The sequence below is a fragment of the Chloroflexus sp. MS-G genome (genome assembly GCF_000735195.1).
GTDB lineage: Bacteria > Chloroflexota > Chloroflexia > Chloroflexales > Chloroflexaceae > Chloroflexus.
The window spans coordinates 17,853-41,683 of record NZ_JPIM01000011.1 but is presented as its reverse complement, the minus strand read 5'-3'; the positions used below and the strand labels follow the sequence as shown (position 1 = coordinate 41,683).

The window sequence follows — 23,831 nt, the reverse complement described above, 5'->3', positions numbered from 1 at the left end:
ACCAGACGATACACCAGCGAAGAAACACCGATGAACATCACACATCCGCTGCCAATGACTTCTGACTCACGCAGTCATCTGGGGATGCGGGCCTCTGGCTGTAGGTGCGGTGGGCGGCTGAAATCTATGAGGGAGTGCATCAGCGCCCTACTACCTCCGAGTCCCCCGTATGTTCACCCTGCTTGTGGGGCATCGGGGGAACGATCATCATCGGCGCGTTCTTCCACGCAAGGTGGGATTGCGGGCCAGAGGCCCGCGCACCAGGATATACGGTTTTCGTGAACAGGATTGGTATAACACTCCTGATGGTTGCTGTTCTTTGGTAGGTGCGCTATGATGAATCATAGCATCTTGTCGCATCTATATCGGAGAGTGAACTCATGCAATGGTTACGACGATTATTCGGCGGTCATTCAGAACCGCCAGTGATGCTTTTCCACGTGCGCTGCAACCGGTGTGGTGCTGTTGTACAAACCCGGATTAACCTCTACAACGATTTGTCGGTCGAATATGATGATCGTGAAGAGATCGCCGGTTACTGGATTCGTAAAGAGATGATGGATGATCGTTGTTTTCGCCTGATGACAGCCGAATTGCGCTTTGACCGCCAACGTCGATTGATTAGCCAGGAAGTGGTTGGCGGTCAGATGATTACGGCTGAGGAATATGCCGCAGCCCGCCAGACGCAGAACGAGCGTGCAAGTAATCCGTAGCGATCATCTTAAGCTTCCTCAGCTTCAGCCTGGCGCTGGATAAAGTCGGCACGTACCGGATGGAAGAGATCGAAAAAGATCGAATCTTCCTCCATGACAGCCTCGTGTTCGACGCCACCAGGAATATGGACAATCTCCATAGGGCCGAGTTCTCGCCATTCATCGCCAACGCGAAAACGTACACGACCACTGATGACTAACGTCATTTGTTCGTGAGGGTGGCTATGAGCCGGTGCGGTCGCTCCTTTGGGAGCTTCGACCCGTACCGCCATCAGTTCGTTGCCGGTAAACGGACGGAGTTTCATCGAGCCGATAAGAAAGCTCTTGATGTCAGCGGTTTGTACTGCGTGCATACATGTTCCTTTACCTCAAGCCGACCCGTTTTCGCTCATCATCTTCATCTTATCGTTTTCTGGTGTGAAACGCAAATGATCGCCGTGGTGTGGGCATTATACTCGTGCGCCTGCTCTGAACTATGATGAGCGCGGGAGAGCCGCGGCAACTGGATCGGCGCTCGTTGAAATCATTGTTGTTGATCAGGTTCTCACTTTCCCCTTGCTAAAGACAGGGAGCGTAGCACGTTTCACCATGTTCGATTGTGCATGATACGCTCATAAGGATCATATACCCCTCACTCCTTATGCCTCTGTTCGCCATTACTGACGGCAGGTATGGTATCCTGAGCGTAATAGGGCAAGGCAGGTGACCGTTACTAGAAAAGCTAGACTCTAAACAGATTGAGTGAAGGCCGATCATAAAGTAAGGAGTTCATGATGCGCCACAAAGATGCGAGCTGGCGAGAAAGCCAACGGATTCGGCTGGACGTGAATAACGTGTTTGGAACGCACGGTCTCATGCCGGCGGAGCTGGAAGCAGAAGCACCACGGGCAGCCGCAGCAATTGCAGCAATCCAACAACGGCAGGCCGATCTTGGTTGGCCGTTGTTACCCGATCAGGATGTGACACCGTTTGAACAGTTTGCTGCCGAACATCGTGATCGGATCGATACGTTCGTGGTATTGGGAATCGGTGGCTCGGCGCTGGGCAACATTGCAGTACAGACGGCGATCAATGGCCCATTTTACAACTTGTTGCCACGTGAGCGGCGAGGTTGGCCACGCCTCTTGGTGCTCGATAATTCTGACCCTGAGCTGAATGCAGGGGCACTACAGATTCTCGATTTGCGCCGAACGATGTTTAATGTGATCAGTAAAAGTGGGACGACCGCCGAAACAATGGCGTCATTTCTCTACTTCCGGCAGGCGCTGGTTGAAGCGGTTGGGGAAGATCGCCTGGGCGATCATATTGTACTGACAACTGATCCGAACAGTGGGTTTTTGCGCCAGATCGGGCTACGTGAGGGATGGACAATGTTTGATCTGCCGCCAAAGGTAGGTGGGCGGTTCTCGGTGTTGACTTCAGTGGGGTTGTTGTCGGCAGCAATGACGGGGGTGAATATCCGTGAGTTGTTAGCCGGCGCCGCATACGGTCGCGAACTGGCAGCCAATCCTGATCCATTGACAAACCCGGCAGCACTGGGCGCTCTGATCAACTATCTCTGCTTCCGCAAAGGAAAGCCAATTGTGGTAATGATGCCTTACGCTAATCGGCTGCGCGATGTAGCCGATTGGTTTGCACAACTGTGGGCCGAGAGTTTGGGGAAGGCGATTGACCGTAACGGCCAACCGGCACGAGTCGGGCAAACGCCGGTCAAGGCACTAGGTGCGACCGATCAGCATTCGCAAGTGCAACTCTATATGGAGGGGCCGTATGATAAGTTGATCAACTTTATCGCAGTTGAACGTTACGCAGAAACAGCCCCTATCCCAACAGCCTATCCTGATCTGGAAGGTGTGAGTTACCTTGGCGGACACACCATGGCGGAGCTGATCCAGGCAGAACAACAGGCTACGGCCATTGCACTTAGCGAAGCCGGACAACCGAATATCACGCATATCTTTCCGGAGATTAATGCCTTTACGCTTGGTCAGTTCTTTATGCTGATGGAAATGCAGACGGCAATTGCCGGTGAATTGTTCAACATTAATGCTTTTGACCAGCCTGGGGTCGAAGCTGGCAAGATCAACACTTACGCCCTGCTCGGTCGGCGCGGGTTTGAGGAGCGGCGGGCGGCGATTGCGGCTCGTGCGCAAGCTCTCGATGCGCGCTGGGTGGTATGAGAGGTGTAGGGGCTGGCAACGTCTGTAGTGCTCGTGCTGCGGAGCGTGCCTAGCACTTCTCAACCTTTTCAATCCCCTTCCTCTTCCACAGATAGAGGAAGGGGTGTTTGCGGTGAGTTGGGAGCCAGTGCCCCACTCCATTTCTTTCCCCTGTGTTGTTCGCCACAACTATTGGGTGAGGAAAGAACGCTGAAACGTCTGGCATTGTCGTAACAAGACTGGCAAGAACCGACCAGGGGATTCGCCGTTTAACGCCCGCCATGCAAGAAGGATTGATGCGATGGCAAGATTCTTTCCGGCGCCGCTGTGGGTATCATCCGCAGTCTGTGTTGTGATCGGGTTTATCGGTGGTAGTGCGTTCTGGTGGGCATCACGGGCGTGGAGCATCTTTATTGCTGCATTCCTGTGGGCACTGATCGGGACAACCGGTACAGTGATCGGGCGTAGCATCAGTGAACGACTTCGCTACGGTGATTGGTGGCACGCCAGTCGGTTAGTCCCTCCACAGACTGTAACACCGATGGGTGGTTTTCTGGTAACGGCCCTCTTAGCCGGTGCACCGTTGAATGTATCTCAGCTCATGCTCCTCGTTGGGGTAATCGGCGGATTAACCATACTCTTCTGGATCGGCATACCACTGACATCACCATTTCGAGAACGACGATGAATATCTATGCGCTGACCGAACTGGTAGCATTACGTACAAGTTGGCGGGTCGCCGGGCTGAAAGTCGTGCTGACCAACGGTGTCTTTGATCTTATCCACGTCGGTCACGTACAGTATCTGACAGCGGCACGTGCGCTTGGCGACCGATTGATTGTGGCTATCAACAGTGATGAATCGACCCGGCAATTGAAAGGGCCTTTGCGACCAATTGTACCGGCAACAGAGCGAGCGACTATCGTGGCGGCGCTGCGTTGTGTTGATGCAGTTACCATCTTCCACGAGCGCACGGCAGAGACGGTGGTAGGAGCATTAGCACCTGATCTGTACGTGAAAGGTGGTGACTACGGGCAAGGCACAACCTTCGACGCAACACGACTACCAGAAGCGCGAGTCGTGCAAGCGCTGGGTGGTGAGGTGCGGATTCTGCCCTTTCATGAGGGGCACGCAACGACACGCTTAATTGAACGGATTGTCGAGCGTTACCGCGAGTAATTCCGTGCACGGATGCGCAACGGTACTGCACCTACGTTTCGTCAGACCGCAAGGTCACGCTGATGGTTTTAGGTGTTCTTTCGCATTGAAACACAATACGGTACAACCACTGATTCGGGTCACATCCGCCCACGATCCCAGTAGAGGTGTTAGCGTTTTCAATGCCCGTGCTGCGGAGCGCGCTTGGACCCACTCACCTGCACTCAGACCCATTCCTCTCCTACACAGGGAGAGGAAGAAGGAGATGGAGGCGGGTTAGATACTCGCTGGCGTAGTGACCGGTCTGCGTGGCGAGAAATGCCGTCTACTATTGGCAACGCCTTCCCCGTATAGTGTTTCATTCCTTGTCGAAACGACAATACCGATGCGATCCCTATCGTAGATCTATTGGCCCACTATGCCAGGTGGGGTAGGACCCACCCCTACTCAGGCAGTACCGGACATAATGATCGGGAAACATCCATTAGCAATACCTACCTGCTATTGGGGTATGCAGAGCCGCCTTGGAATCTGCATTTATCGAATCTGTAATTGCAGGTTCGCAACCCGTTCGCTCTGACGAGCGATGTCAAATAAGACTCCCTGATCAGGCCCCTGATTTCCCAGGTAGGTGGCAACATCAGCGAGACACCAGCCAAGAGTGCTGACGGCAGAACCAACTCCCGCGCCGGTACTTATGTTGACAGAGGATGCACGGCCGAGGGGGGCAGCCATTGCGGTAAAGGTGTTGGCTTGCATAATCAAGTTTCGGCTAAGCGTGATACTGAACACTCCTTCAATGATGTTGCTATCGAGTAAGAGACGAGCACAGATGTCTTCGGATAGAACAGGAGTCTCCTGATCGAGCAATTTCTGCAATGTAGTGAGGAGGGCAGCACCAATAGTGAGCGATACCAGATGGTTGCTGCGCAGATGGATCGTGCCCATAAGAGCACTACTGAGTTGTAAGCGCGATCCGCCCGGTTCGTTTGGTTGGCGATCAAAACTACGTAGACGCTCAGCCAGATTCGCAATTTGCTCGCCTGGCGCCGGCATACCGTAAAGACTGATGATTCCGGCAATGCGGTTGTGTTCAAGCAGGATCATGTCGTCTTCGTCAAGAACGTCAGCGATCAGACCGATACTCTCAGCGACGAACGCACGTCGCTGATGAAGCATAATGGCTGTACCGGGGCGTGATTTTACGGCGGCGATGCGCAGATCAAAAAGGATATCGAAGAGCGTTGCTGCATTGACTTGAGGGTTGTTCAGAGCGACGATCAGTTTCGAAAGCTGTAATACTTCGCCGAAAGATAAAGAACCGATGCGTTCTGAGACCTGAGCTGCAACTGCACGAGAACGTTGCTGGCGCTGGTCGATATTGAGACCGATCAGCTCTTCAACTACTTTTTGGGCCAGTTCGCGCCATTCTGGAGTGATGATCCGTTGATCATCGGCAAAGAGATCGGCCAGCGTTGCCAATTCAGCCTTTGCAAAGAGTTCACGTAGCGGGGGAAAGGTGCGTGCAGATATGGCTGCCATGAAGGTATTATTATTCAGGCGAACTGTATCACTATCGACAATGGCCAACAATGCGCTACCACCAGGCCGATCATCTTGTACGCCCCCTGTTGCCGTCATACCACTGATGAAGTTGTCGGTGATGATCACGTGTGGGCAGCGAGTGAGCGCAAGCGCAGCCGTCCCTGGTGTGGGAATAAAGTCAACGGTGATAGCAAGGTTGTGGAGGACAACGGTGTCGATACCAACCAAATCTAGCGGTGCAGTCAGACGCAGATCGGTAGCGAGACCACAGCCCTTTATTTCGAGATGGAAGGGACGATCGGTGAGCGAAGGATCGAGGCGAAGGCCACCAACTTCGTGAACACCAGGACGCAGGCAGAACAAGAGGCGACGTTCGCCACGCGCCAGTAATTCTTTCAACGCAGCGTTGAGATCAGGGAAGTCGCCGTCAAACCCGATCGTCACGCAACAGCCACTACGACCACGCCGTTCGAGGCTGGCGTTAAAGAAGACACGGGGGAGCACCGGTTCGCCAGCACTATTGACAAATGGCTTGCCATCGATCTCAACCAGGAAGGCTTCTACGCGCTGACTCTGAACGGCAGGATCAGGACGCCACTGACAGGAGTAGATACCATTTTGGCCAGTCGTGACATCGATACTCGTACCGGCCGCACTACCGGCAATGAGCTGCCCGGCAGCGGTTTGAGGCGCCAGTCGAAAGCGCACCCGCGCATTATTTACTGGCTGCTGGCCGTTAGTCACTGCAACCTGCAACGGTTGAGGCAACATCTCACCTGGTAACACCGATTGACCGTCGCCACCGACCCCGTAAAAGTGGATGGACTCGGTTAATGGTGGGAAGAGACGGCGACAGTCACTCCGTTTCGTCCAGACATTACCATCAAAATCGAGCAGCGCCAATTTACAATACGCATGCCGGATTCCGTGCGGCAGTTGTGGGATCGGCTGCCCAGTTGCATCGAGCGGCCATTCAATCGTACCGGTCACGACCCGCGCCGGAATGAACCAGTAATCACCGGGACGGAAGGTTCCTGGCTTGAGCCGAATCTGCACTCCCTGTTCGAGATTAGTCCAGGCGTTCGCGCCAGTTGTAACTACCAGTTCGCCATCAGGCATATCCCAGCGCCGCATTTTGGGGTTGCGGGAGAAAGCACTGTACAGAATTGTTTGACCGGCAGGATCAATAGTGACAACGTTGCCTTCGATCTGGACAATTTTCACCAGCGGGCCAGACTCGCCCCGCTTCTCGCGATCATCATCGGTTAACTCGACCCATTGATTTGGCGCTAAACCCAATATATCATCGCGACCGGTGCTGCTGACCGTAAGCCGATTTGGATTAAGAGCATCCTGTCCAGTCCAGCCTACGACGACAGAGCCATTGTCACGTGACCATTTGAGCGCAATGCGCGTCGGTGAGACAATGCGATGTACTTCAACCCGATAAAGTTGATTTTCCAGCCCGCGATAGCCCGCGTCCGCAGGAACAACGCATGGATCGCTGACGGTGGGATCAGGTTCGGCACGGGCTTCAAGGCGACCACTACTGCCAGCCAATAAGGCCGCCCAGCCGGCAGGTGAGGTAGCACAATCGAGGGCAGGATTGGGATCGCCAATGCGCAAGAGTTTCACCTGGGCCATAACCTGCAAACGAGTCGTTGTATCGGGTCCACCCAATGCAACCTCGCGTAGTGCTGGATCATCGAGCGCGGTGATGTGCCTTTCCCAAACGTCCAGATAGGCAAGATAGGAACCGGGAGGTAAGGATGCATCAGCGGACAGACCGGCCACTTCAGCCAGACTACGAACCGGGAAATCGGGTTGTGCAGTGATGGCAACTGTTTGCTCGTTTTCAACCCGAATCCCGGCCACGTAATAACGACCTGCGGTTACACTGAGCACACCAGCAATTATGACAATGTCGAAACCGGCCTGACCCTGGGGACCGCCGCACAGACCGACCAGATCGCTACGCGAGGTGCGGTCATCATCGAGATCAATGGCAATCTGTTCATTCCAGTCAGCATCAAGTGCGACTCGCCCTTGTTGGTTGAGAACGCCACTGTAATGCCTGGTTCGATTGAACGTCCAGCGAGTAAAATCACCGCGCATGGCAAACTCCTTGCAGGAAGAAGAAACCAGGACATAGGACATTGTTGATGATTTATGGTCTCTTTTGTGTTATCAGTGTGACGTCGTACCCACTAAGTTACCAACCAAACCCCTGCCGCAAGACCAACCCGCAGATATTCATTCAAGGCGATCTGAAGATTGGTGAGGCGGTAGGTTTGTTGAACGAGATAGAAAGCACCCATTTCATTTCCATCTTCGGCGCCCTGGATAATGGGAAGCGGACACGCACGAGCGAGTTGCATATAGGCCGGATGACCAAACCGGGTGCTGGTAAACGATGGGGTGACTGAGAGCGTAATCGCCTGACGCTGCGCAGCCGTCAGAGCAGAGAGTGGTTGCCCACGGGCGGCGGCTTCAGCGGTAAGGGCAAGATCGGGCTGGCAACGGAAGCGACGGGGTACTCGCGATCTGGGAGCCAGAAAACTGAAACGGCTACAACCGATCTGGCGGCGGGCAGCCAATACGCGCCCTAGCATCAGGCTTTCTGAAATGAGATCGGTTTGCCGAACCCGCACTTCGCCATATACGGTGCAGCGAACAAAACTGGCCGGCGGTCCGATCTTCTCCCCACTGGCACCGGCCGCGCAGGCTGGCCTGGCCGGCGCGAAGGCGTCGATGATTGAATCGTCGGCAAGCAGACCGTCCGCATCCTCTGCCAGATACAACGCGCCGCTGATGCTCCGTGTGAGTTCGACGCGCAGATCCGGATTAGGGGCAAGAGCCTGAATGCTGGGGCGGTCAGGAAATTGAGGGGCACCGGTCGCGTCGATCTGCCAGCCGGGTACCAGAGTGCAATGCTGGATGACTAACCGTTCGAGACTACCTGCAGCAAGTTCGATCCCGCCTTCGAGCCAGAGGCCGTTTAGGTTGAGCGTTGCCCGGTCGCCGTTACCGACAATGCGTAGCGGGTTGATCAGGCGGATCAGAGGGCGCTGACCGTCAGCAGCCTGAATGACCAGCGTGCGACCGGGAGTCATCGTGATGGTAATGTCTTCAGCATAGGTGGCGCTGTCGAGAATGGTGATGACACCGACAGGCGCCGATGAAGTGCTCCAGGCGGCAAGTGCAGCCGCAAGCGTGGTAGTGGTAACATCGGCGGTGCTACGGCGAGCGACAGTGGCTGCAAAATCACCGGGGGTAGGGTTGACAAGGGTTGAGTGTCGCGAGTAGGGGCCGCCGCCAATGTCAGCAACGAAGCCGTAGGTGTAGTTGACCAGCAGATCGGATGGGACTATACCAGCAGGAAAGGCGATCCGTCCACGTTGCGGATCAACGGCAACTCGAATGGGGAATGATTGTGGGCCGTAGGCTATACTGGTCGGTGGACGGCGCCAATCACGGAGATCGCAGATGAGGATTTCGGCGGCAGGAATCGGTCTCAGCGTACCTGTACCATCAGGTACCGCAATCTGGAATGCAGGACGAACAAGCGAGAGGTAGGTACTGTCGCTGATCAGGCCTCGACGCAGAGCCGTGAGATCGTCGGCAAGGGCGCGTCGACGCAAGGGTACCGGTAGGTCGGGTTCGCTTGCCAGTTGGGTAATTTCGAGTTCGGTACGGGGTCGGTTGAAGAGTGGGATGTCGTTGCCGAGTGGACTAAACCAGTAGCGACCATCGGGCGGATCGGTGACCGGTCGGGGCATGACACCCTGAACAACGTAGGGTTGTAAGCGCCACAAGTGCAGGCCAAGGTTGGGGATGTTGTAGCGACCACGCCCAATCTCGATCCGGCGTACTTCGGCAGTGCGATTGAGCGTTGTAAGAGGGCTGTTCGTCAGTTCAAGGCGATTGGCATCGCGCAATGAAGCAGTCGCCGGGCTATGGAGCCGGATGTGATTGAGATGTTGAGTCGTTACTAGGCGTTCAAAGTATTCAACCACGCGACAAGGCCAGCCGGTGACATCACGAGCCAGTTGTTCGAGAACCGGCGCCGTACCCTTGCGGCGGCGATAGCGCAGGGTATTGGCCACATACGCCCGCAGACTCAGGTCGGTAACGGCGGTTAGTTCGTGGAGGGGGCGAACGCCGAGGAGATCACCAATGTACGGGATCAACCATTCGGCGCAGGTTTCGATAAACCAATCGTCGTAGAGATCGGCGATGTCGGTCTCGATACGGGCCAACTCATCACCGATAATGGTCAAGAGTGCCCGTAGCGGCTCACCCTGCCCGGCGTCACGACTCCGATAGACGGCCGGTAACAGTTCGTACAATCGGTCACGAGGATGGATGACCATAACAGTCCTTTCGTAAAGCAGCTCTCTGGCATAGGTCGCAACCGCAACTTACGGCGCTGTCACGGCGAAGAGCGTCAGATTGATTCCGGCTGGATCGAGGACGAGAAGTTCAGCCGAGGTAATGGTCGAACCGATATGACGGGCCGGTAGAGCCGGCAGCAAAGACGGAGAGGAGCCGGTACGACCGCTGGCGTAAGCTAGCGAGTCGAGATCAACTGCCACTACGCCGGGGACCGATTGGAGGACCGCGACGACTTCGGCTGCGGTCACCGGTTGCGCGAAAGCACGGGCAGCGAACGAAAAGGTGTGATGCAGGCTACTTTCGATTTCCAGACGCACATCCTCAGCCCGATAGCGTCGGTCGTACTGCACTGTTGCGGTGAGGCGGAAGGTAAGACGGGTATAACCGGCCAGCTCGACCAGAACAGACGGATCACGCACGGAATCAATAGCAGTGCGCAGGTTGATCAAGAGCGGATCGCTGGCGAGTGGTGAAGCGCCGCTCGCGGTAGCGATGGTCAGATGGATCAGTATCTGCTCACCGCGACGAAATGCGGTGGCCTGAGCTTTGCCGATGCCGGCAAAGGCGTTAGCGAAATCGGTAAAATCTTGCAGGGAGACGATTCGGTCGAGGGTTAAGACCGTCTGTGGCGCATTTGTGCGTGCACTGGCAAGCGTTTCCGGGTCTTCAGCACCGGTCGCAGGCAGCGGATTCGTGACGCTGCGCACGCCTGGAGGGCGGGTCTTGAGCAGGCTGAGAGCACCCGCATCTACCTCTCCATCCCTCCCGATGCCAAACCGATAGGTAGCAACAATATTCTCCTGGCCAGTGGGCAGACGCGCCCCGCGCACTCCATCACCGAAGAGCACCGTTGCTGTGCCGTCATCAGCAATCCGCACCACATAGGTTTGATCGGTGGGATCAGCGTGATAGAGCGAAGGGATTTCGGTCCAGGTCACACCGTTGACACACACGGTTAACGTTGATGCTGTACCGGTGGGCGTACTGGCGGAGACATAGGTCAAGGGAGCCTTTTTGAGCTTGAAGCGTTGGTGAGATCGACTACCGTCGCCACTTCCGATGGAGGCACTGGTCGTTTCACCGTGCGTGGCCGCAACGACGTTCGCATAGATGACCGTTGTCGAGCGGATCAGCTTGAGCGAGTCTAAACCCTTGTCACGTAATACGACGGTGGTGAAATCGAGACCGGGATACACTGCTTCTACGAAAACTACCACTGCGGTCGGATGCTCATCGTGCGGCGAGAGTTTTCCACTGACGATGAGTGGTTGATTTTGATAGAGATCATGTACGACACCGGCCAGCTCAATCTGCTTACCGGTAATCGGTTCCACAACTGGCTCAGGCGCCAGCGGTAACAACTCACTTTCGGCCAGCACCAGCGTGGCCCGGCGGGCAAAGCGACTGAGGTTCTCGGTGGTATCGACGGTGAGGCGCGTCACCTGACCAGAAAGGGCAAAGTTCGCCACCCCGACCGACTCGTTACGGATCACGCGGTAGAGTTCGGTGTAGCCGGGAGTGAGCAGGGCTACCCAGCTCCCCGAGACGATTTTCGGATACGCTGCATCGAGTTCGATCTGCGGCCTGGTACTGTCAATTGAAAAGCCCGGCCATTCATCGGGAAGCGGGCGACTCGGACCGGAGTATTGCCCTTTTACCGTCTCCGGCATAAGGCGCCAATCAGGAGCGTTAAAGCCGAAGAGATGGGCATGACGCCGGAGGGCAAACACCTGCGGTTGAGCAGCCGGAAGCATTGATGGTCGATCCGAGCCAAGACCGGGTTCCCAGGTCACGACGGTATAGCCGCCGGTTGAATCGGGATAGGGGGTAACAGACAGGATGCGCCGGAGATCCCAACGCTCACTACCGGGATCGCGTTCACGTTCAGTTCCAACCAGGAGCAGATAGTCGCCCGGCTGAAGGCGTGTATCAACACCGGCCAAATAGAGAGTTTGCGATCCCTTGTTCAGGTTTTGAGGTCGGGTTAACCGTGGCCGTAGGGCATTCCATGCCTTGCGGGCAATAAACTCATCTGTGGTCTCGAAGGTCTGCGGTAGCTCACCCTGTTTGCTCGGAATACTCTGGACCTGGGTTCCGGCGGGAATAACCGTTTGCGCCGGAGCAGCGGGGGAATCGTCGAGGGTAAAGGCGAGATAGGTAGAAGCGGCAACACCTGGTTTGAGTTCATAGCCGATTGCACGGGCCAGGAATAATACCGATTGTCGTTCAGTCGCAGTGCGCAAAAAACCTTCGTTAGCAATTCGTTCCTGATAGAAGGTCAGGACATCGGCCAGGGTCGCCGCAGCATCGAGCAGCGCCAGCGAGTGATCGGCAACATCACGGGTGGTCAAGGTGGCAAGCGGTCGTCGTCCGGTAGCGTCAGACTGTTGCGAGAGCCGGGCCATCATACGCTGAAGAAACGAGTGATGCGTCCCCAGGCGATAGCGCAACGCGGGCTGACCAGGAGGGTTGTAGTGGGGTGATGGGACAGCGCGACGTTCATCGCAGCCACAAGGGGATTGTAAGCGATCATCAGTATTCATTGACCACCTTCCATGATGAACTCCAATCGCCCATGTTCGGGTCGGTTTGGATCGTTGTCACAGCGGACAATCTCACGCCGACCGACAGCGATCTGTCCTTTTGCCAATTCGCCACGTGGCGCCTGGCCCCAACGCTGAAAGCGCGTCGGTTTACCGGGACCGCCTGCTGTATCAATCCAGCGCACACCGGGAATAGCCATTGCCGCTGCTACGATCTGGCTGAGATATACCGGCTGACCAAACGTAAAATTGTCGGGATGAAAAAAGTTACGTGGGCTGAACCGTTCAAGCAATGCCGCTTTTACATCGGCGGTAAAGAAACCGGGGGCAACGCATACCACAAAAGCCAGATCGAGCGCAACGTAGATCGGCCCGTCGATCTCGACATCCTGCCCGGCCATCCGGTACCGTTCGAGAAATGCGCGCAGCTCAGCCTCAAAATTGGCATCCACTGGCAAGCCACCACGCCGATCAACAGTAATAAAGATCGTATACCAGCTCCCTGTCCAGCGTCGAGTGGCAACAGCACGTTGTACTTCAGGATGGCGCTCGGCCATCGATGCGTAGTCGGCGGGCGTGACAGCCCGCTCCTGTCGGCGAAAGGCGTGCGGTGCGTACTGACGGATCGCCTCGATTGACTCTGGTTCGCTCCCACCACGCGCAGGGAGTGGATTACGTACACGGCGAATACCACTCTCGGCAGTGATAATATGGGCCAGCGCATCGGCGCCAATATTGCCGGCAGTACCGCTCCCCACACGATAACGGGCAACAAAGGATTCACCCATTAGCGGCAGTCGCCCATGCCGACCATCGCCAAAACGCAGGTACAAACGACCATCTTGCTCTAATTCCCCGACAAATTCAGTCTGAAATCGATTGCTACCGAGCAAGTCGGGAACCGGCTGCCACTGACCGGCAGGACTGGTTAAGGAAACTGCCGGTAGGGTGAGGGATGGTCTGGCATCGCTAACCAGATGCGTAGCCGGGAGCGTGTGATCGGTAGGCACGAAGGGCGCGACGAAAGTAATACCGGTACGGCTTAACACCGGACGGTATCGTAAGGGATCGCTCACTGCCGGTAACGGTTCAACGGGCAGCGTTTCGCCATGATCGGCCAGCACAATATTGCCCAACACCACACTGGCCGGTTGGCGTGATTGATTGGTCTCATCACGATCATCGACAGGGACGGCAACATCACTCAGATCGAGGATGAACGGCAAGGCATCAGCAACCATCCATTCGATCTCGGTCACAGCAACCGGATCATTCGTTGGCGGATCGGCAAACTGTCCACCCAATGGATCAAGCCCGGCGGTGAGCCGGGTCAGACGCACAGCGTGGCGTCGGTTCGGATCGGCATCGGCGCGATAGCCGGTTTGCGGACTGCGCTGTTCGATGAACACTAACACATCACCGGGATGCAGGGTTGCACTGAAATCACCACGCAGAGTCGCCTGCGTGCTCCCGACGGGCAGACAGCACCCTTCATCACCCCAGGTGTAGAAGGTCATCTGGTTGTGAGCAGGAAACAGTCGCGCCTCATGCATTGTCTCGAAGACCAGCGGCTGTTGTTGACGGGCCATACGTAATTCAGCAGAATCAGGCAGCAGACGCACAGGAACACCACCAACTCGTGTCAACAATGGTGTAGCAGCGGGCAGGGTTAGCGGTGCATCAACCTGAATCTGTACCCAGGTACGAGCATTCACGCCATCGTGCGGGCGATAATCGAGCAAACGGGCATGACGACGCAGCGAGACTCGTCGCCGTGCCGTATCGAGATAAGCTTCGGTAGCTACTGCATCCTGGTAATAGCTGAGGTAATCGCCAATGTAGGCCAACCCCTCAACAATTGCCACACCCAGATCGGCGGGGTTACGCTCTCGCCAATCTGGTGCAACGACTGCCAGACGATCAAACAACATCTGGCGCAGGCTGGCGTAATCGCGGGCCAGATAATCGATGGGGGGCGATCCTTCAGGTGCTGGCGGACACGCCTGATCGCGAGCACAATCGAACTCATCAGGACAATCGACCTTGAAGGAAAAATCAACCGTACAAAGAATAGGATCGAAACCATCTGGTGGGGTTGGATCGGTCGCTGAACGCGTCAGCCTGAAGGTATAAGGCGCAAAATCGCCGGCCTGATCAACTCGTACTACCAGCGTGCGGTCGGCAGCCGGCAGATTGTTATAAAAAGTCCGCTCGGCGTTGGTTATCCGTCCGGCACTCACGTCAGCCGGACTCGCATCAGCGGCACGCAACACCCACAGAACGTTAATCCCGGTTATGCGTACACCACCATCGATCCGAACATTAAGTGCTGGCAACCCCCATGGCGCCGGCTTTAGCATTCGCACCAACAAGGTTCGCTGGCGTGGCGAACCAGCCGGTGCGTCCTGGTCGAGCACTTCGAGAAAATCGATCCCGTTTAGCGGTATAGCCGCAGTGCTCAACACCTGTGCCCGCCGCACATTGGCACAACGAAACTGCATTCCCATACCTTAACTCGCAATCTCGACGACACGTCGCTGCTGGGTGCGTTGCACCACGTACTGCACCGTCACATGCAACTTCTCATCTTCAGCCGTGATTGCCAGCGCCTCAACCCGAATCAATTCGCCCAGATACTCTTGCAAGGCTCCCTGAACCATAAACTCAAGGGCAGTAGCCAGCTCGGTACTGTTTGGGGCAAAGAGTAACTGGCGCAACCCGGTGCCGAAGGTCGGTCGATTCACTCGTTCACCGGGAGTAGTGAAGAGCAGTTGCTCGATCAGATGACGGATATGTTCATCTTCGTTGGCCTGAGCGGTTCGACCACTGCCGTCAATCCTGTATGGAAACGCGATCTGCATCACTGCCCCCTGACCCGCATCTGAGTGGTCACAATATTGACCAGCGTACCATTTGGCACACAAGTCGCCTGACTATCCTGCAACAAGACCGGTGTGCCACCGGCGCGCACCCGGATTGCCCCAACCGTCCACTGAGCAGTTACACATGGCATTGGCCCACTAGGGGTTGAAAAAGGACAACCGGCGACCGTATGAGGTGCGCTCAGCGTGACAATCGGCTGACCACTTAACCGTACTCGTGGATTGGGAGCGGTCGCCTGTGCCTGACCGCCGTGCGCACAGAGCACGGTAGCCCCCACATGCAAAAGAAATCCCGGCATTATGTCACCTCCAATGCGCCATCATTCAGCGTAATCTGAGGCCCGGTCAGCTTGATCGTCGCTCCCTGGCCGTTGGTGATCTCGATCCCTGTCGCGGTGATCGCAATTTTGGCCCCGGTAGTTGTCTCAATCGTAACTCCACCAATCCCCGGCAGATCATTCACTGTGATGGTAGCGGTTGCTGTTTTCCAGACCTTCATCTCGGCTACCGCTGGGGAAGCAGGCACTTCACCCGGCCCCCAAAAACAGCCGCTCCAGATCGGGTAATCGGGATTTCCTCCCTCGAACTCAACCCACACATTGGCGCCGGTTGGTGGCACCAGAAACAGCCCCACTCCATTACCGGCCAACGGCACGCAGGGCATCGCCCAACTCATCCGGCCCTCGCCGAGTACAGCCGGTACACTCACCTGCACACGCCCCAGTTGTAGCGGATCAATGTTGTTTTCAACCTTGCCGCGATACTTTCCAAAAAATTGACTCATGGCAGCACCACCGGTACGGTCGAACCAAGACCCTCGCGAGTCAGGGTAAAGCTTTGCTTGAACCCTTCCCGGCTGATCTGGTGTTTAACCTGTTTGACGTAGTAGAGGCCGTCGTAGCTAAAACCGGCGCCACGCAACCCCACTAAGCCGCGCGCCTGTAACAGACTGCCGTAGCGTGCCGTATCAAGTTCACCTTCAACGGTGAGCACATCGCTTGAGGCATCGGTCTCAGCCTGCGCCTGAGCCATTGCCTGCGCTGCACCCAGACCTGTGCCGCGAAAGATGGTGCTGCGCGCAAAGGAGGCAAGCGCCGGTAAGCTGGCCAGTGGTGGCCGCAGACTGGCAAACGAACGTACCGGTACCCGCTGACCGGTAGCCCGATCCTGCACCTGACCAGTAAGCGTTGTCGCCGTCAACGGGTCGTACTGGAAGTTGATCGATGTAACATTGGTTGACGAACCCATATTGACGGTCAGTGCGCGTTGCGGCACGCCGATCCGTATCGGCGATCCCCAGTAAGCGGTATTGGTCAACGGCGCCGGACCGGGGGTAATGTAAAAGACATACGCAAATCGTTCGGCCATCTGACGTAAGTACGCCAGATCGGTCGCCTGTTGGACAGGAATGCGTTCGGTAGGCAATGGCATGTCTACCGTTGGCGGTGGAATAACCATAGGAATCAGACCATACTGCGCATAACTGGCGATAATCTTGAGTGCGATCACCGCCTCGGGTTGAGCCGGATGCTCTACCGACTTCTCTTCCCGATCCATCGCTACACTCACATCTTCACCGGTAATAGTGAGTGTTGCTGAACCGGGCTGGTCACCGGGTTGCAACTGTTGATTGGTGATCAGTCCGTCCATCAAGACCTGGGGTAAGCCACCAAACCAGACAATCAGGACGATCCGATGACCGATGCGGAGCAACGGGCCAGCGAGCAGGGCATAATCAAGCACGTCCCCCCGTTCGCGTCCGATCTGGAAGATCACTTGAAAACCTGACCGACCTTCATCACGATGCGTGACTTCCACACTCGCCAGTGTGGCCAGCAACGGCGGCGGAGCCGGAAGCGGGATAGTTGGGCCGATCAGGATGGTCAGGCGTGTACTGAGCAGACTCATAGTGCACTACCCTTCAACGGTCGGCACAGCGATGCGCACCAGACGACCGACTTCGGTCGTAAGGTCAAAGGGGTTCATAGCGTCGTTGGCATCACAGATGCGCCAGTATTGTTCGGGATCACCAAACACGCGGGCAGCCATCAGATCAAGCCGATCGGCTCCGGTCACCTCAATTTCAGCCAGGAGCGGCATCGTTGCCCCAACAGGCAAGAAACGGCGGCGCACATAGACCACCGCCTGACCATCAGCAGGAGTGTGGGTGGCTGTAGCAATGCGATAGTAGCGACTATTTGGGTTGAACATAGGCGCCTCTTACGACAGAGAAAGTGATCCAGCACCGGTAGCGGCAAGCGCAGAAGTACGTGCCGTTGCTGCCATCGTCTCTTTAACAATTTGATGGGCAAGAAAGAGATGGTAACCGGGATGAGAGGTCGGCAGATCGTTATAACTCAACACCCGTAAACCGAGCGTAACGTTTGCCCGGATTGGGTTGAGTTGCGGATCGTAAGCCGCTTCGTTGATACTAAACTCGGTGAGGCGTACCGGTAACACCCGTTTAGGTCCCCAAATGAAGAGTGTGAATGGGGCCTGGGGCGGCAAAATTTCAATCGTACCGGCATTCAACAAGGCGGTATTGGCAATCACCAGACTGCTCTTCGGGTAAATGAGCACTTCGAGCGCGGCCAACTGCGGGTGCAAACCGGTGGCTGCACTCCCCTGTTCAAGTTGATCGGTCGCATCGAGTTCAACATCGAGTTTGATCGTCTCAACCGGTGCACCCTTGATGCGCAAGGCATCGGCGCCCTCACTACCGGTTTGCGCTTCCAGGGTGCGCGCCAGCGTATCGGGGTTATACTGAAACATGATCACTGCCGGTTGCGGGTTGGGTAAATCAAAACTGACTAGCGCACCTTTGAGTACACGGGGCGAACGTGGAAACGTGGTCATACTGTATCCTCTGTCCAACTACGGGCAGCGCAACACTGCCCCACGAAACGGATCAATCTTATCCTGGGCGGCCTGGGCTTCAGTCTGCCATTGCTGTTGCAGTTCAGCCACACGAGCCTGCGCCTGCTGCATTGCATCAGCAGCATCATCGCCGGTAACGGTGAAATTGATTGCCCGAAACCGTCGTTCGAGTATCGCACGCCAACGTTGGCCGATACGGCGATGTTCAGCCTCGTGCGCATCGAGTGTGACCCGCATCGCCTGCCACGCGGCAACCTCGGCATCACGGTTGGGGCGGTCGGTTGGTTCCCATTCAGGTCGGTCAATCGGACAATCAACCGTCACGGTGGCTGAAGGCATTCCTCGCGCTGTGACCCGCACCCGTCCATCACGAAGTGTTTCACTGCGGGTCTGGACGCCGCCATTGAACTCGTAGGTACAACGGGTTTCGGCCCACTCAGGAGCGTAGGGCGAGTTGGCATTAAGCCAGTCGACGACTTCATTGCAGCGCAGCGAACCAGGAACACGATAGCACTGGAGCAGCGGCTGAGCCGGTACGGGAAGTGGTCGCAGACGATGGAGCGATGATGCAGTTACGGCGGCGTTGGCCTGCTGTTCGGCATCCGCTTCCAGTGCAGACATACTCCGACCACGTACCCCTTCTGCCTGCTGAACAACATGTGCCAGCTCATGCGCGAGCAACCGTTGACCGGCAGCCGTGTGGGGCGCATATTGGCCGGGAGCAAAGAAGATATGTTGCCCAACCGTATACGCCGCCGCGCCAAGGTGTTGTGCAGTGCGGGCGGCGGAATCGTCACGATGAATACGGACCGTGCTGAGGTCGTAGCCGAAGCACGGCGCGAAGTGGATACGGGTGGTTGGGTCGAGGGGGTGAGGAGTGCGGGCCTTCGATGCACATATGATATTTTCAGTCTGGAGTTGGGATCGAAACAGCGATTGGTGCATAAGTTCTCTCTACATTAACTATTTTCAACGTTGCTGATATACATCACGTGCACGGGCATGTTGATCACTACCAATCAACCCGAGACGAATAGCTTGACGAATCCTGAATGCAAGACGTTGTCGCGGATCAAAGACTTCTTGCAAAATAACCTGATCTCGTCCATCACTGGTACGACGACCCACGGTCGCACTAGTGGACTGTGGAATACGCATGAATTTAGTTGCAGCCATCATCTGTAGTTCAGGATCACGAGAAATTTGATCGATAACCGCATCATCGAGCAAACGAGCGAACGGATCTCCACTGTACTCAGCACGAACATCAGCATAGACAGCTTCACCTGCGTCAACATAGGTCTGAACTTTTGCCTCAAAAGCGCTAAACCAACTGCGATTCATCCGCTGTTCCATCGGAACGAGGTTTTCCCAGGTTCCATCACCACCATAGCGACTCGCAATTAAGTGACCTGCATCAAATCTAGTATGAGTCTCGAAGCCTCGTTCTGCGAGTTGTCTGATCAGGTCATTAATCGGTCCTGCAACGCGGTTTTGATCCGCAGGATCGCGCGGCGTCTTCTTACCGAGCCAACCATGAGCACGTCGAGCAAGATCTCCTTGCGGGTTGTACTGAATGCGACCAGGAGTAAAGTCCCTGGGAACACTGCTGGCCCAAACCATAATTGCTTGCAAAGCGGTAATGAGCCGATCAAGTTGACGCTGGATGTTTTGTTCAAGTGACAGTGCAGGACTCGTAACCCCTCGCGCTTGAGCTGCGCGAACGGCGGCTTGCGCGTGCTGTGTCTCAACGGTGGTTGATAACCGACGAGCTTCGGCAAGTTGCTGAAGAAGCTGTTGCTTCTGACTACTATCAGGCAGAACCTGAATCCGTTGCTCAAGATCGGCGGCAAACCGATCAAAATCTTGCTCATTGCTGGCAATTGTCATTACAGCCCGGTTATTGATTACACGCACATAGAGATGATGTTGTCCGGCAGCAGTGAACGGTACTGCCAGTTCTCCCGGCCTGCGTGTACCGTTCGTCCCCACCGCCTGTGTCCCTCCCCCCCGAAATAGTCGGCGCACCCGCTCGATCAAGCGGTCGATGGCTCGATCAACGACTGCACGCACCCGTTCGATGATCTCGCGCACTCTGCTACCGACATTGCCCAAACCGAGCAGGCGCGCCAGCAGATCAATTGCCAGCGGCAACAAACGCGCCAGTACCTCTTCAACGCGCTGCGATGCCGGTTGAATGACACCACGGGCAATATCGCCGATGGCGTTGACCACCGTCTGCACCACTTCGATGATGCGTGATAACTGGTCACGCAAGAAGGTAAACAGGTTGTAAGCGGCAAGTATCAGATTAACAATCGCGCCGACCGGGTTAAACATGGTTGCCAGTCGGGTGATCGCGGCCATTACCACCCGTTCGAGTAAAAAGTTCTTGATACCTTCAAGCACCATGTCGCGCAGACTGGCCAGATCATCACGGATACGCTGCCAGAGAGCATCCCAGCCGCCTTCAATCAGAGTACGCAAATAGCCGGCAACAAACTCAATCACTGCCACTGCCTGTGGGCCGATCAGGCGTACTGCCCGCTCACGGAGCCGATCCCAGGTTAAGCCGAGGATTTGCTGGATCAGGCTCAGCACACCCATCAGATCGAAGCGTTCAGGTAGCGTGATACCTGCTCCACCGAGCGCACCGGTCAGCCAGCCAATAATCCCGGCCTGAAGATGGGTCAGGAAGTTGCCGGCAAAATTGCGCACCCCATTGAGAAAGGCGTCAATCAGATGACCGACAAACCTGCCCGGATTATCAATAATAAGCTGGAATGTTTCCTGAGCACGGCCGATAAATTGATAGAAGGTTTCTGGTTCAATACCGGCCACTTTCAGCACCGCTTCAAGCACCATACGGGCCAGTGCAGCCCAATCACCGGCAAGCACGGCCTGCACAACATTCAGCGCCGCCGTTATCGCTGTCTGATAGACGTTGATGATCGCGTTGAGACTGGCCCGTAAGCCTTCCACGAGTGCTGCAATCCCGGCTCTGAGCCTTGCTGCCGCAGCATTGACAGCGTTCTGGGCAAAGGCGACGGCGCTATCAATGGCTGCATTGAGACGGGCCGCCAGTTCGGGAAAGATGGAGCCGATCAGAGTATCAATGAGACCCTTCAGCATTGCCCCAAATGCAGCGATTAACCCATTGATGAAGGCCACGGCTGCATCGATGAGCCGCATAGCAAACGCTTTTGCGGCATCGAGAATGGCATTCACTGCCCGCCGCACCGCATCAAAAATCGCCCCGATCGCTCTGGTCAAGGCGGCAAAGGCATCACGGACAAAATTGACCGCCCGATCCCACCAGCTCTGCTCTTCGGCTTCACGAGCGGCACGATCTCGTTCGGCTGCTGCCCGTCGCTCACCGTCTGCAACTTCTGCTTGCGCATCACGTTCAGCCGTAGCATACCGTTGCTCAATCTGGCTCTCGTCGGCGCGTACCCGCTCATCAATCTCGCGCCGTCGGGCAGTGCGCTCAGCCGTTGCCTGTTGTTCAACATCGGCAGCGGCTGCATGCTGCGCAGCCAGTGTCTCCTGGCGGGCGCCTTGAATCCGCTCGCGGGCTTCGATCACGCCGGCGCGTTGCTGTTCATCGGCCTGTTCCGATTGCGCCTGAGCCTGGGCCTGCGCTTCACTCACGACAGTGGTTTGTTGGCGTTCACGCTCTGCACTCGCCTCCGCCACCTGTTGTTGAGCTGCGGTCAGATTGGCCTCCATCACATCGTGCTGTTGCTGTTCGAAAGCAGCCTGCACATCTGCGGGCAAACCCAGCTCAAGATACGCTTGCGGCCCTTCAGGCATAGACGGCGTACCAATCTCTGGTTGCGCCAACTCACCGATAGGGTTGGCCTCATCGAGCACGATGGGCTGCGCCTGCTCGGGACCTGGGCCATCGATGACCGCCCGGGCCGCGTCATCACGAAGCTGGCGTGATTGGGTCACTCCTTCCCTGATCTGGGTATCAATTTGATCCGGATCGGCGCCGTCGGTCAACGGTATCTGCGGTGGGACACCGGGAGAGGTATCAACTGCGCTGTCGTGAATTTGCACCTCGTGCAACTGTTCAGCAATGCTGGCTGCCCGCTCCTCAACCGTACCGCTCATCAGACGTGAAATATCGGCAGTAAGTCGGTCGTTGGCTGTGTAACGGCCAGGATCGGGGGTCGGTGGTAGCTCTTCACGCGGCAACGTTCCTTCAACCGTTAGCTCAAGTGAGCGTGCGTCCGGCGGTGTTACCGTCAATGGTGGCGGCTCCTCAACCATCGGGTTGAGGGTAGCATGGAGAACTGGAACCTCAGCATTGAGTTGGGCTACTTCAGTTTTCGCCAGCCGATCGGTTTCGGCTCCCAGCGTTGCCACAGCCTGTGCTTTGAGTGTGGGTGAGGCCTCGGCAAATGTCGCTATCAGTGTCTCAGGATCGGTGGCTGTAGTCAGCGCTGCCCTAGCTTCAGCCATGCCTGCCTGTTGCGCGGCTACCTCAGCGTCGCCGATCCCAGGCGCCGGAGCCGGAGGTAATGCCAACGGCGGTTGATCCGGTTCAAGGTCTGGCGCTGGTACCGCTGCGGCTTGCGGTGGTGGCGCCGCCGGTTCAGGTGTGTGGTGCGATGGCGATGGTGGCGGCGCCCGGTCAACGACACGACGAAATGCCGTTGTCGCGGGTTCATCGGTTGGCGATGGTAATGTTGTGCGCCGCAACGCCAGCGCAGTAGCAGGGAGCGAGGTAGTAACCGCTACTGGCGGTGGTGTCAGGGCTGCTGCTGTGGTGCGTTGTACCTGATCAGCCAGCGTTATTGCTTCTTGCTCAGCCGGATCGTTTGCCGCCACCACCTGTTGGTTGACGTCAGGAGCACCTGCCGATTGCATCTGAAGTGCATGTACCACTTCGTGGGCAATGAGCGAGAGTGATGGATGGGGATCAGCCAGAAAGATTGCCCCCTGATACGTGATTGCTTCGGCGTGCGCCAGTGCCAGCGCTTGCTGAGCCATTGGATTGGCATAGACCGGAATCTGAGCAAGTGGTTGTGCGAAACGTGCTTCCAGTTCAGCCCGATACGGCAATGGAATAGAAGGGAAGGTCATCGCCTGCGCCAGCAGCATCGCCACATCGGCAGACTCGTGATCGGGCGGTTGCGAGAGCGGGCATACCGCCTCACCAACACTCTTACCGGTAGCACTTGTTCGTCGGAACAGCGGTCGGGCGGGTGCTGCCGGCATCAGTGTGCGCCGGGCAACCTCAGCAGCTTGCGTCGGTTTACGCACAACCACTTTGTTCATGGCAATCCCCGAAATATGGTCATCGCTATCTGCCGACCAATTGCCTCCGGAGTCATGCCAGGCGTGAAGCGCAGAGTTCCACCATCAACTAGCTCTACCTCGCGATGACGCCACGCCGACGCAGCCGCCTCATGCGCAAGCAATAATCGCGTTAATTCATCGATCAGCGCTGCTTTGACCCGCTCACGATCAATGCCTGGGCAACCAACGAAGAGAATCTCATCAATATGTAGCTCAATATCGATAGCCATCGTACTCATCTCCGACGTGTGA

General features: G+C 56.3%; 18 protein-coding genes. 4 read left to right on the top strand and 14 right to left on the bottom strand.

Features of this window, described 5'->3' with window-relative positions; all coding sequences use genetic code 11:
* The first annotated feature begins 380 nt into the window (after nt 1-380).
* Complete coding sequence (locus tag JE47_RS0103445) at nt 381-713, top strand: hypothetical protein (RefSeq protein ID WP_031458412.1); 333 nt, start codon at nt 381-383, stop codon at nt 711-713.
* Nucleotides 714-721: 8 nt separating this feature from the next.
* On the opposite strand, the gene JE47_RS0103440 is transcribed toward JE47_RS0103445, so the two are convergent.
* Entirely contained in the window at nt 722-1,066 is a 345-nt protein-coding gene (locus tag JE47_RS0103440) for a cupin domain-containing protein (RefSeq protein ID WP_031458411.1), read from the bottom strand.
* Between the two features lie 420 nt (nt 1,067-1,486).
* Between JE47_RS0103440 and JE47_RS0103435 the strand changes: the two genes are divergently transcribed.
* The 3 genes from JE47_RS0103435 (at nt 1,487) to JE47_RS0103425 (ending at nt 4,051) form a co-directional block, all read left to right on the top strand.
* Entirely contained in the window at nt 1,487-2,893 is a 1,407-nt protein-coding gene (locus JE47_RS0103435) for a glucose-6-phosphate isomerase (protein WP_031458410.1), read from the top strand.
* A 280-nt stretch (nt 2,894-3,173) separates the two neighbouring features.
* Nucleotides 3,174-3,560 (top strand): hypothetical protein, encoded by a 387-nt coding sequence (locus JE47_RS0103430; protein WP_031458409.1) that lies wholly within the window; start codon nt 3,174-3,176, stop codon nt 3,558-3,560.
* On the top strand, nt 3,557-4,051 hold the full coding sequence (locus tag JE47_RS0103425; protein WP_031458408.1) for an adenylyltransferase/cytidyltransferase family protein: 495 nt from the start codon (nt 3,557-3,559) through the stop codon (nt 4,049-4,051). Before JE47_RS0103430 ends, JE47_RS0103425 begins: the two co-directional genes overlap by 4 nt.
* A gap of 516 nt (nt 4,052-4,567) precedes the next feature.
* Here JE47_RS0103425 and JE47_RS0103420 read toward each other — a convergent pair.
* The 13 genes from JE47_RS0103420 to JE47_RS0103360 form a co-directional block, all read right to left on the bottom strand.
* On the bottom strand, nt 4,568-7,690 hold the full coding sequence (locus JE47_RS0103420) for a DUF6519 domain-containing protein (RefSeq protein WP_031458407.1): 3,123 nt from the start codon (nt 7,688-7,690) through the stop codon (nt 4,568-4,570).
* Between the two features lie 92 nt (nt 7,691-7,782).
* Nucleotides 7,783-9,948, bottom strand: a complete 2,166-nt coding sequence (locus JE47_RS0103415) for a hypothetical protein (RefSeq protein WP_031458406.1) — start codon at nt 9,946-9,948, stop codon at nt 7,783-7,785.
* 48 nt (nt 9,949-9,996) lie between these two features.
* Nucleotides 9,997-12,513 (bottom strand): putative baseplate assembly protein, encoded by a 2,517-nt coding sequence (locus JE47_RS0103410; RefSeq protein WP_031458405.1) that lies wholly within the window; start codon nt 12,511-12,513, stop codon nt 9,997-9,999.
* Nucleotides 12,510-15,020, bottom strand: coding sequence for a putative baseplate assembly protein (locus tag JE47_RS0103405; RefSeq protein WP_031458404.1), 2,511 nt, complete (start codon nt 15,018-15,020; stop codon nt 12,510-12,512). Before JE47_RS0103405 ends, JE47_RS0103410 begins: the two co-directional genes overlap by 4 nt.
* Before the next feature lie 3 nt (nt 15,021-15,023).
* Nucleotides 15,024-15,374 (bottom strand): GPW/gp25 family protein, encoded by a 351-nt coding sequence (locus tag JE47_RS0103400; RefSeq protein WP_031458403.1) that lies wholly within the window; start codon nt 15,372-15,374, stop codon nt 15,024-15,026.
* Nucleotides 15,374-15,694 (bottom strand): hypothetical protein, encoded by a 321-nt coding sequence (locus JE47_RS0103395; protein WP_031458402.1) that lies wholly within the window; start codon nt 15,692-15,694, stop codon nt 15,374-15,376. The genes JE47_RS0103400 and JE47_RS0103395 overlap by 1 nt, the downstream gene beginning before the upstream one ends.
* Nucleotides 15,694-16,179 (bottom strand): phage baseplate assembly protein V, encoded by a 486-nt coding sequence (locus JE47_RS0103390; protein ID WP_031458401.1) that lies wholly within the window; start codon nt 16,177-16,179, stop codon nt 15,694-15,696. Before JE47_RS0103390 ends, JE47_RS0103395 begins: the two co-directional genes overlap by 1 nt.
* Nucleotides 16,176-17,303: a hypothetical protein gene (locus JE47_RS0103385; RefSeq protein WP_031458400.1), complete on the bottom strand. Its 1,128-nt coding sequence runs from the start codon at nt 17,301-17,303 to the stop codon at nt 16,176-16,178. Before JE47_RS0103385 ends, JE47_RS0103390 begins: the two co-directional genes overlap by 4 nt.
* Nucleotides 17,304-17,309: 6 nt before the next feature.
* Nucleotides 17,310-17,606 (bottom strand): hypothetical protein, encoded by a 297-nt coding sequence (locus JE47_RS0103380; protein WP_031458399.1) that lies wholly within the window; start codon nt 17,604-17,606, stop codon nt 17,310-17,312.
* A gap of 9 nt (nt 17,607-17,615) precedes the next feature.
* Nucleotides 17,616-18,251 carry a hypothetical protein gene (locus JE47_RS0103375; protein ID WP_031458398.1) on the bottom strand — a complete coding sequence of 212 codons (636 nt, stop codon included), beginning with the start codon at nt 18,249-18,251 and terminating at the stop codon, nt 17,616-17,618.
* An 18-nt stretch (nt 18,252-18,269) separates the two neighbouring features.
* Complete coding sequence (locus tag JE47_RS0103370) at nt 18,270-19,217, bottom strand: eCIS core domain-containing protein (RefSeq protein ID WP_031458397.1); 948 nt, start codon at nt 19,215-19,217, stop codon at nt 18,270-18,272.
* A 24-nt stretch (nt 19,218-19,241) separates the two neighbouring features.
* Complete coding sequence (locus JE47_RS0103365) at nt 19,242-23,558, bottom strand: DNA/RNA non-specific endonuclease (protein WP_031458396.1); 4,317 nt, start codon at nt 23,556-23,558, stop codon at nt 19,242-19,244.
* Nucleotides 23,555-23,809, bottom strand: coding sequence for a hypothetical protein (locus JE47_RS0103360; RefSeq protein WP_031458395.1), 255 nt, complete (start codon nt 23,807-23,809; stop codon nt 23,555-23,557). The genes JE47_RS0103365 and JE47_RS0103360 overlap by 4 nt, the downstream gene beginning before the upstream one ends.
* Nucleotides 23,810-23,831: the final 22 nt, after the last annotated feature.

What these genes read in the sequence shown, in the direction of transcription:
- JE47_RS0103445 (WP_031458412.1), top strand. Translation starts at nt 381, where the DNA reads ATGCAATGGTTACGACGATTATTCGGCGGTCATTCAGAACCGCCAGTG.
- JE47_RS0103440 (WP_031458411.1), bottom strand. Translation starts at nt 1,066, where the DNA reads ATGCACGCAGTACAAACCGCTGACATCAAGAGCTTTCTTATCGGCTCG.
- JE47_RS0103435 (WP_031458410.1), top strand. Translation starts at nt 1,487, where the DNA reads ATGCGCCACAAAGATGCGAGCTGGCGAGAAAGCCAACGGATTCGGCTG.
- JE47_RS0103430 (WP_031458409.1), top strand. Translation starts at nt 3,174, where the DNA reads ATGGCAAGATTCTTTCCGGCGCCGCTGTGGGTATCATCCGCAGTCTGT.
- JE47_RS0103425 (WP_031458408.1), top strand. Translation starts at nt 3,557, where the DNA reads ATGAATATCTATGCGCTGACCGAACTGGTAGCATTACGTACAAGTTGG.
- JE47_RS0103420 (WP_031458407.1), bottom strand. Translation starts at nt 7,690, where the DNA reads ATGCGCGGTGATTTTACTCGCTGGACGTTCAATCGAACCAGGCATTAC.
- JE47_RS0103415 (WP_031458406.1), bottom strand. Translation starts at nt 9,948, where the DNA reads ATGGTCATCCATCCTCGTGACCGATTGTACGAACTGTTACCGGCCGTC.
- JE47_RS0103410 (WP_031458405.1), bottom strand. Translation starts at nt 12,513, where the DNA reads ATGAATACTGATGATCGCTTACAATCCCCTTGTGGCTGCGATGAACGT.
- JE47_RS0103405 (WP_031458404.1), bottom strand. Translation starts at nt 15,020, where the DNA reads ATGGGAATGCAGTTTCGTTGTGCCAATGTGCGGCGGGCACAGGTGTTG.
- JE47_RS0103400 (WP_031458403.1), bottom strand. Translation starts at nt 15,374, where the DNA reads ATGCAGATCGCGTTTCCATACAGGATTGACGGCAGTGGTCGAACCGCT.
- JE47_RS0103395 (WP_031458402.1), bottom strand. Translation starts at nt 15,694, where the DNA reads ATGCCGGGATTTCTTTTGCATGTGGGGGCTACCGTGCTCTGTGCGCAC.
- JE47_RS0103390 (WP_031458401.1), bottom strand. Translation starts at nt 16,179, where the DNA reads ATGAGTCAATTTTTTGGAAAGTATCGCGGCAAGGTTGAAAACAACATT.
- JE47_RS0103385 (WP_031458400.1), bottom strand. Translation starts at nt 17,303, where the DNA reads ATGAGTCTGCTCAGTACACGCCTGACCATCCTGATCGGCCCAACTATC.
- JE47_RS0103380 (WP_031458399.1), bottom strand. Translation starts at nt 17,606, where the DNA reads ATGTTCAACCCAAATAGTCGCTACTATCGCATTGCTACAGCCACCCAC.
- JE47_RS0103375 (WP_031458398.1), bottom strand. Translation starts at nt 18,251, where the DNA reads ATGACCACGTTTCCACGTTCGCCCCGTGTACTCAAAGGTGCGCTAGTC.
- JE47_RS0103370 (WP_031458397.1), bottom strand. Translation starts at nt 19,217, where the DNA reads ATGCACCAATCGCTGTTTCGATCCCAACTCCAGACTGAAAATATCATA.
- JE47_RS0103365 (WP_031458396.1), bottom strand. Translation starts at nt 23,558, where the DNA reads ATGAACAAAGTGGTTGTGCGTAAACCGACGCAAGCTGCTGAGGTTGCC.
- JE47_RS0103360 (WP_031458395.1), bottom strand. Translation starts at nt 23,809, where the DNA reads ATGGCTATCGATATTGAGCTACATATTGATGAGATTCTCTTCGTTGGT.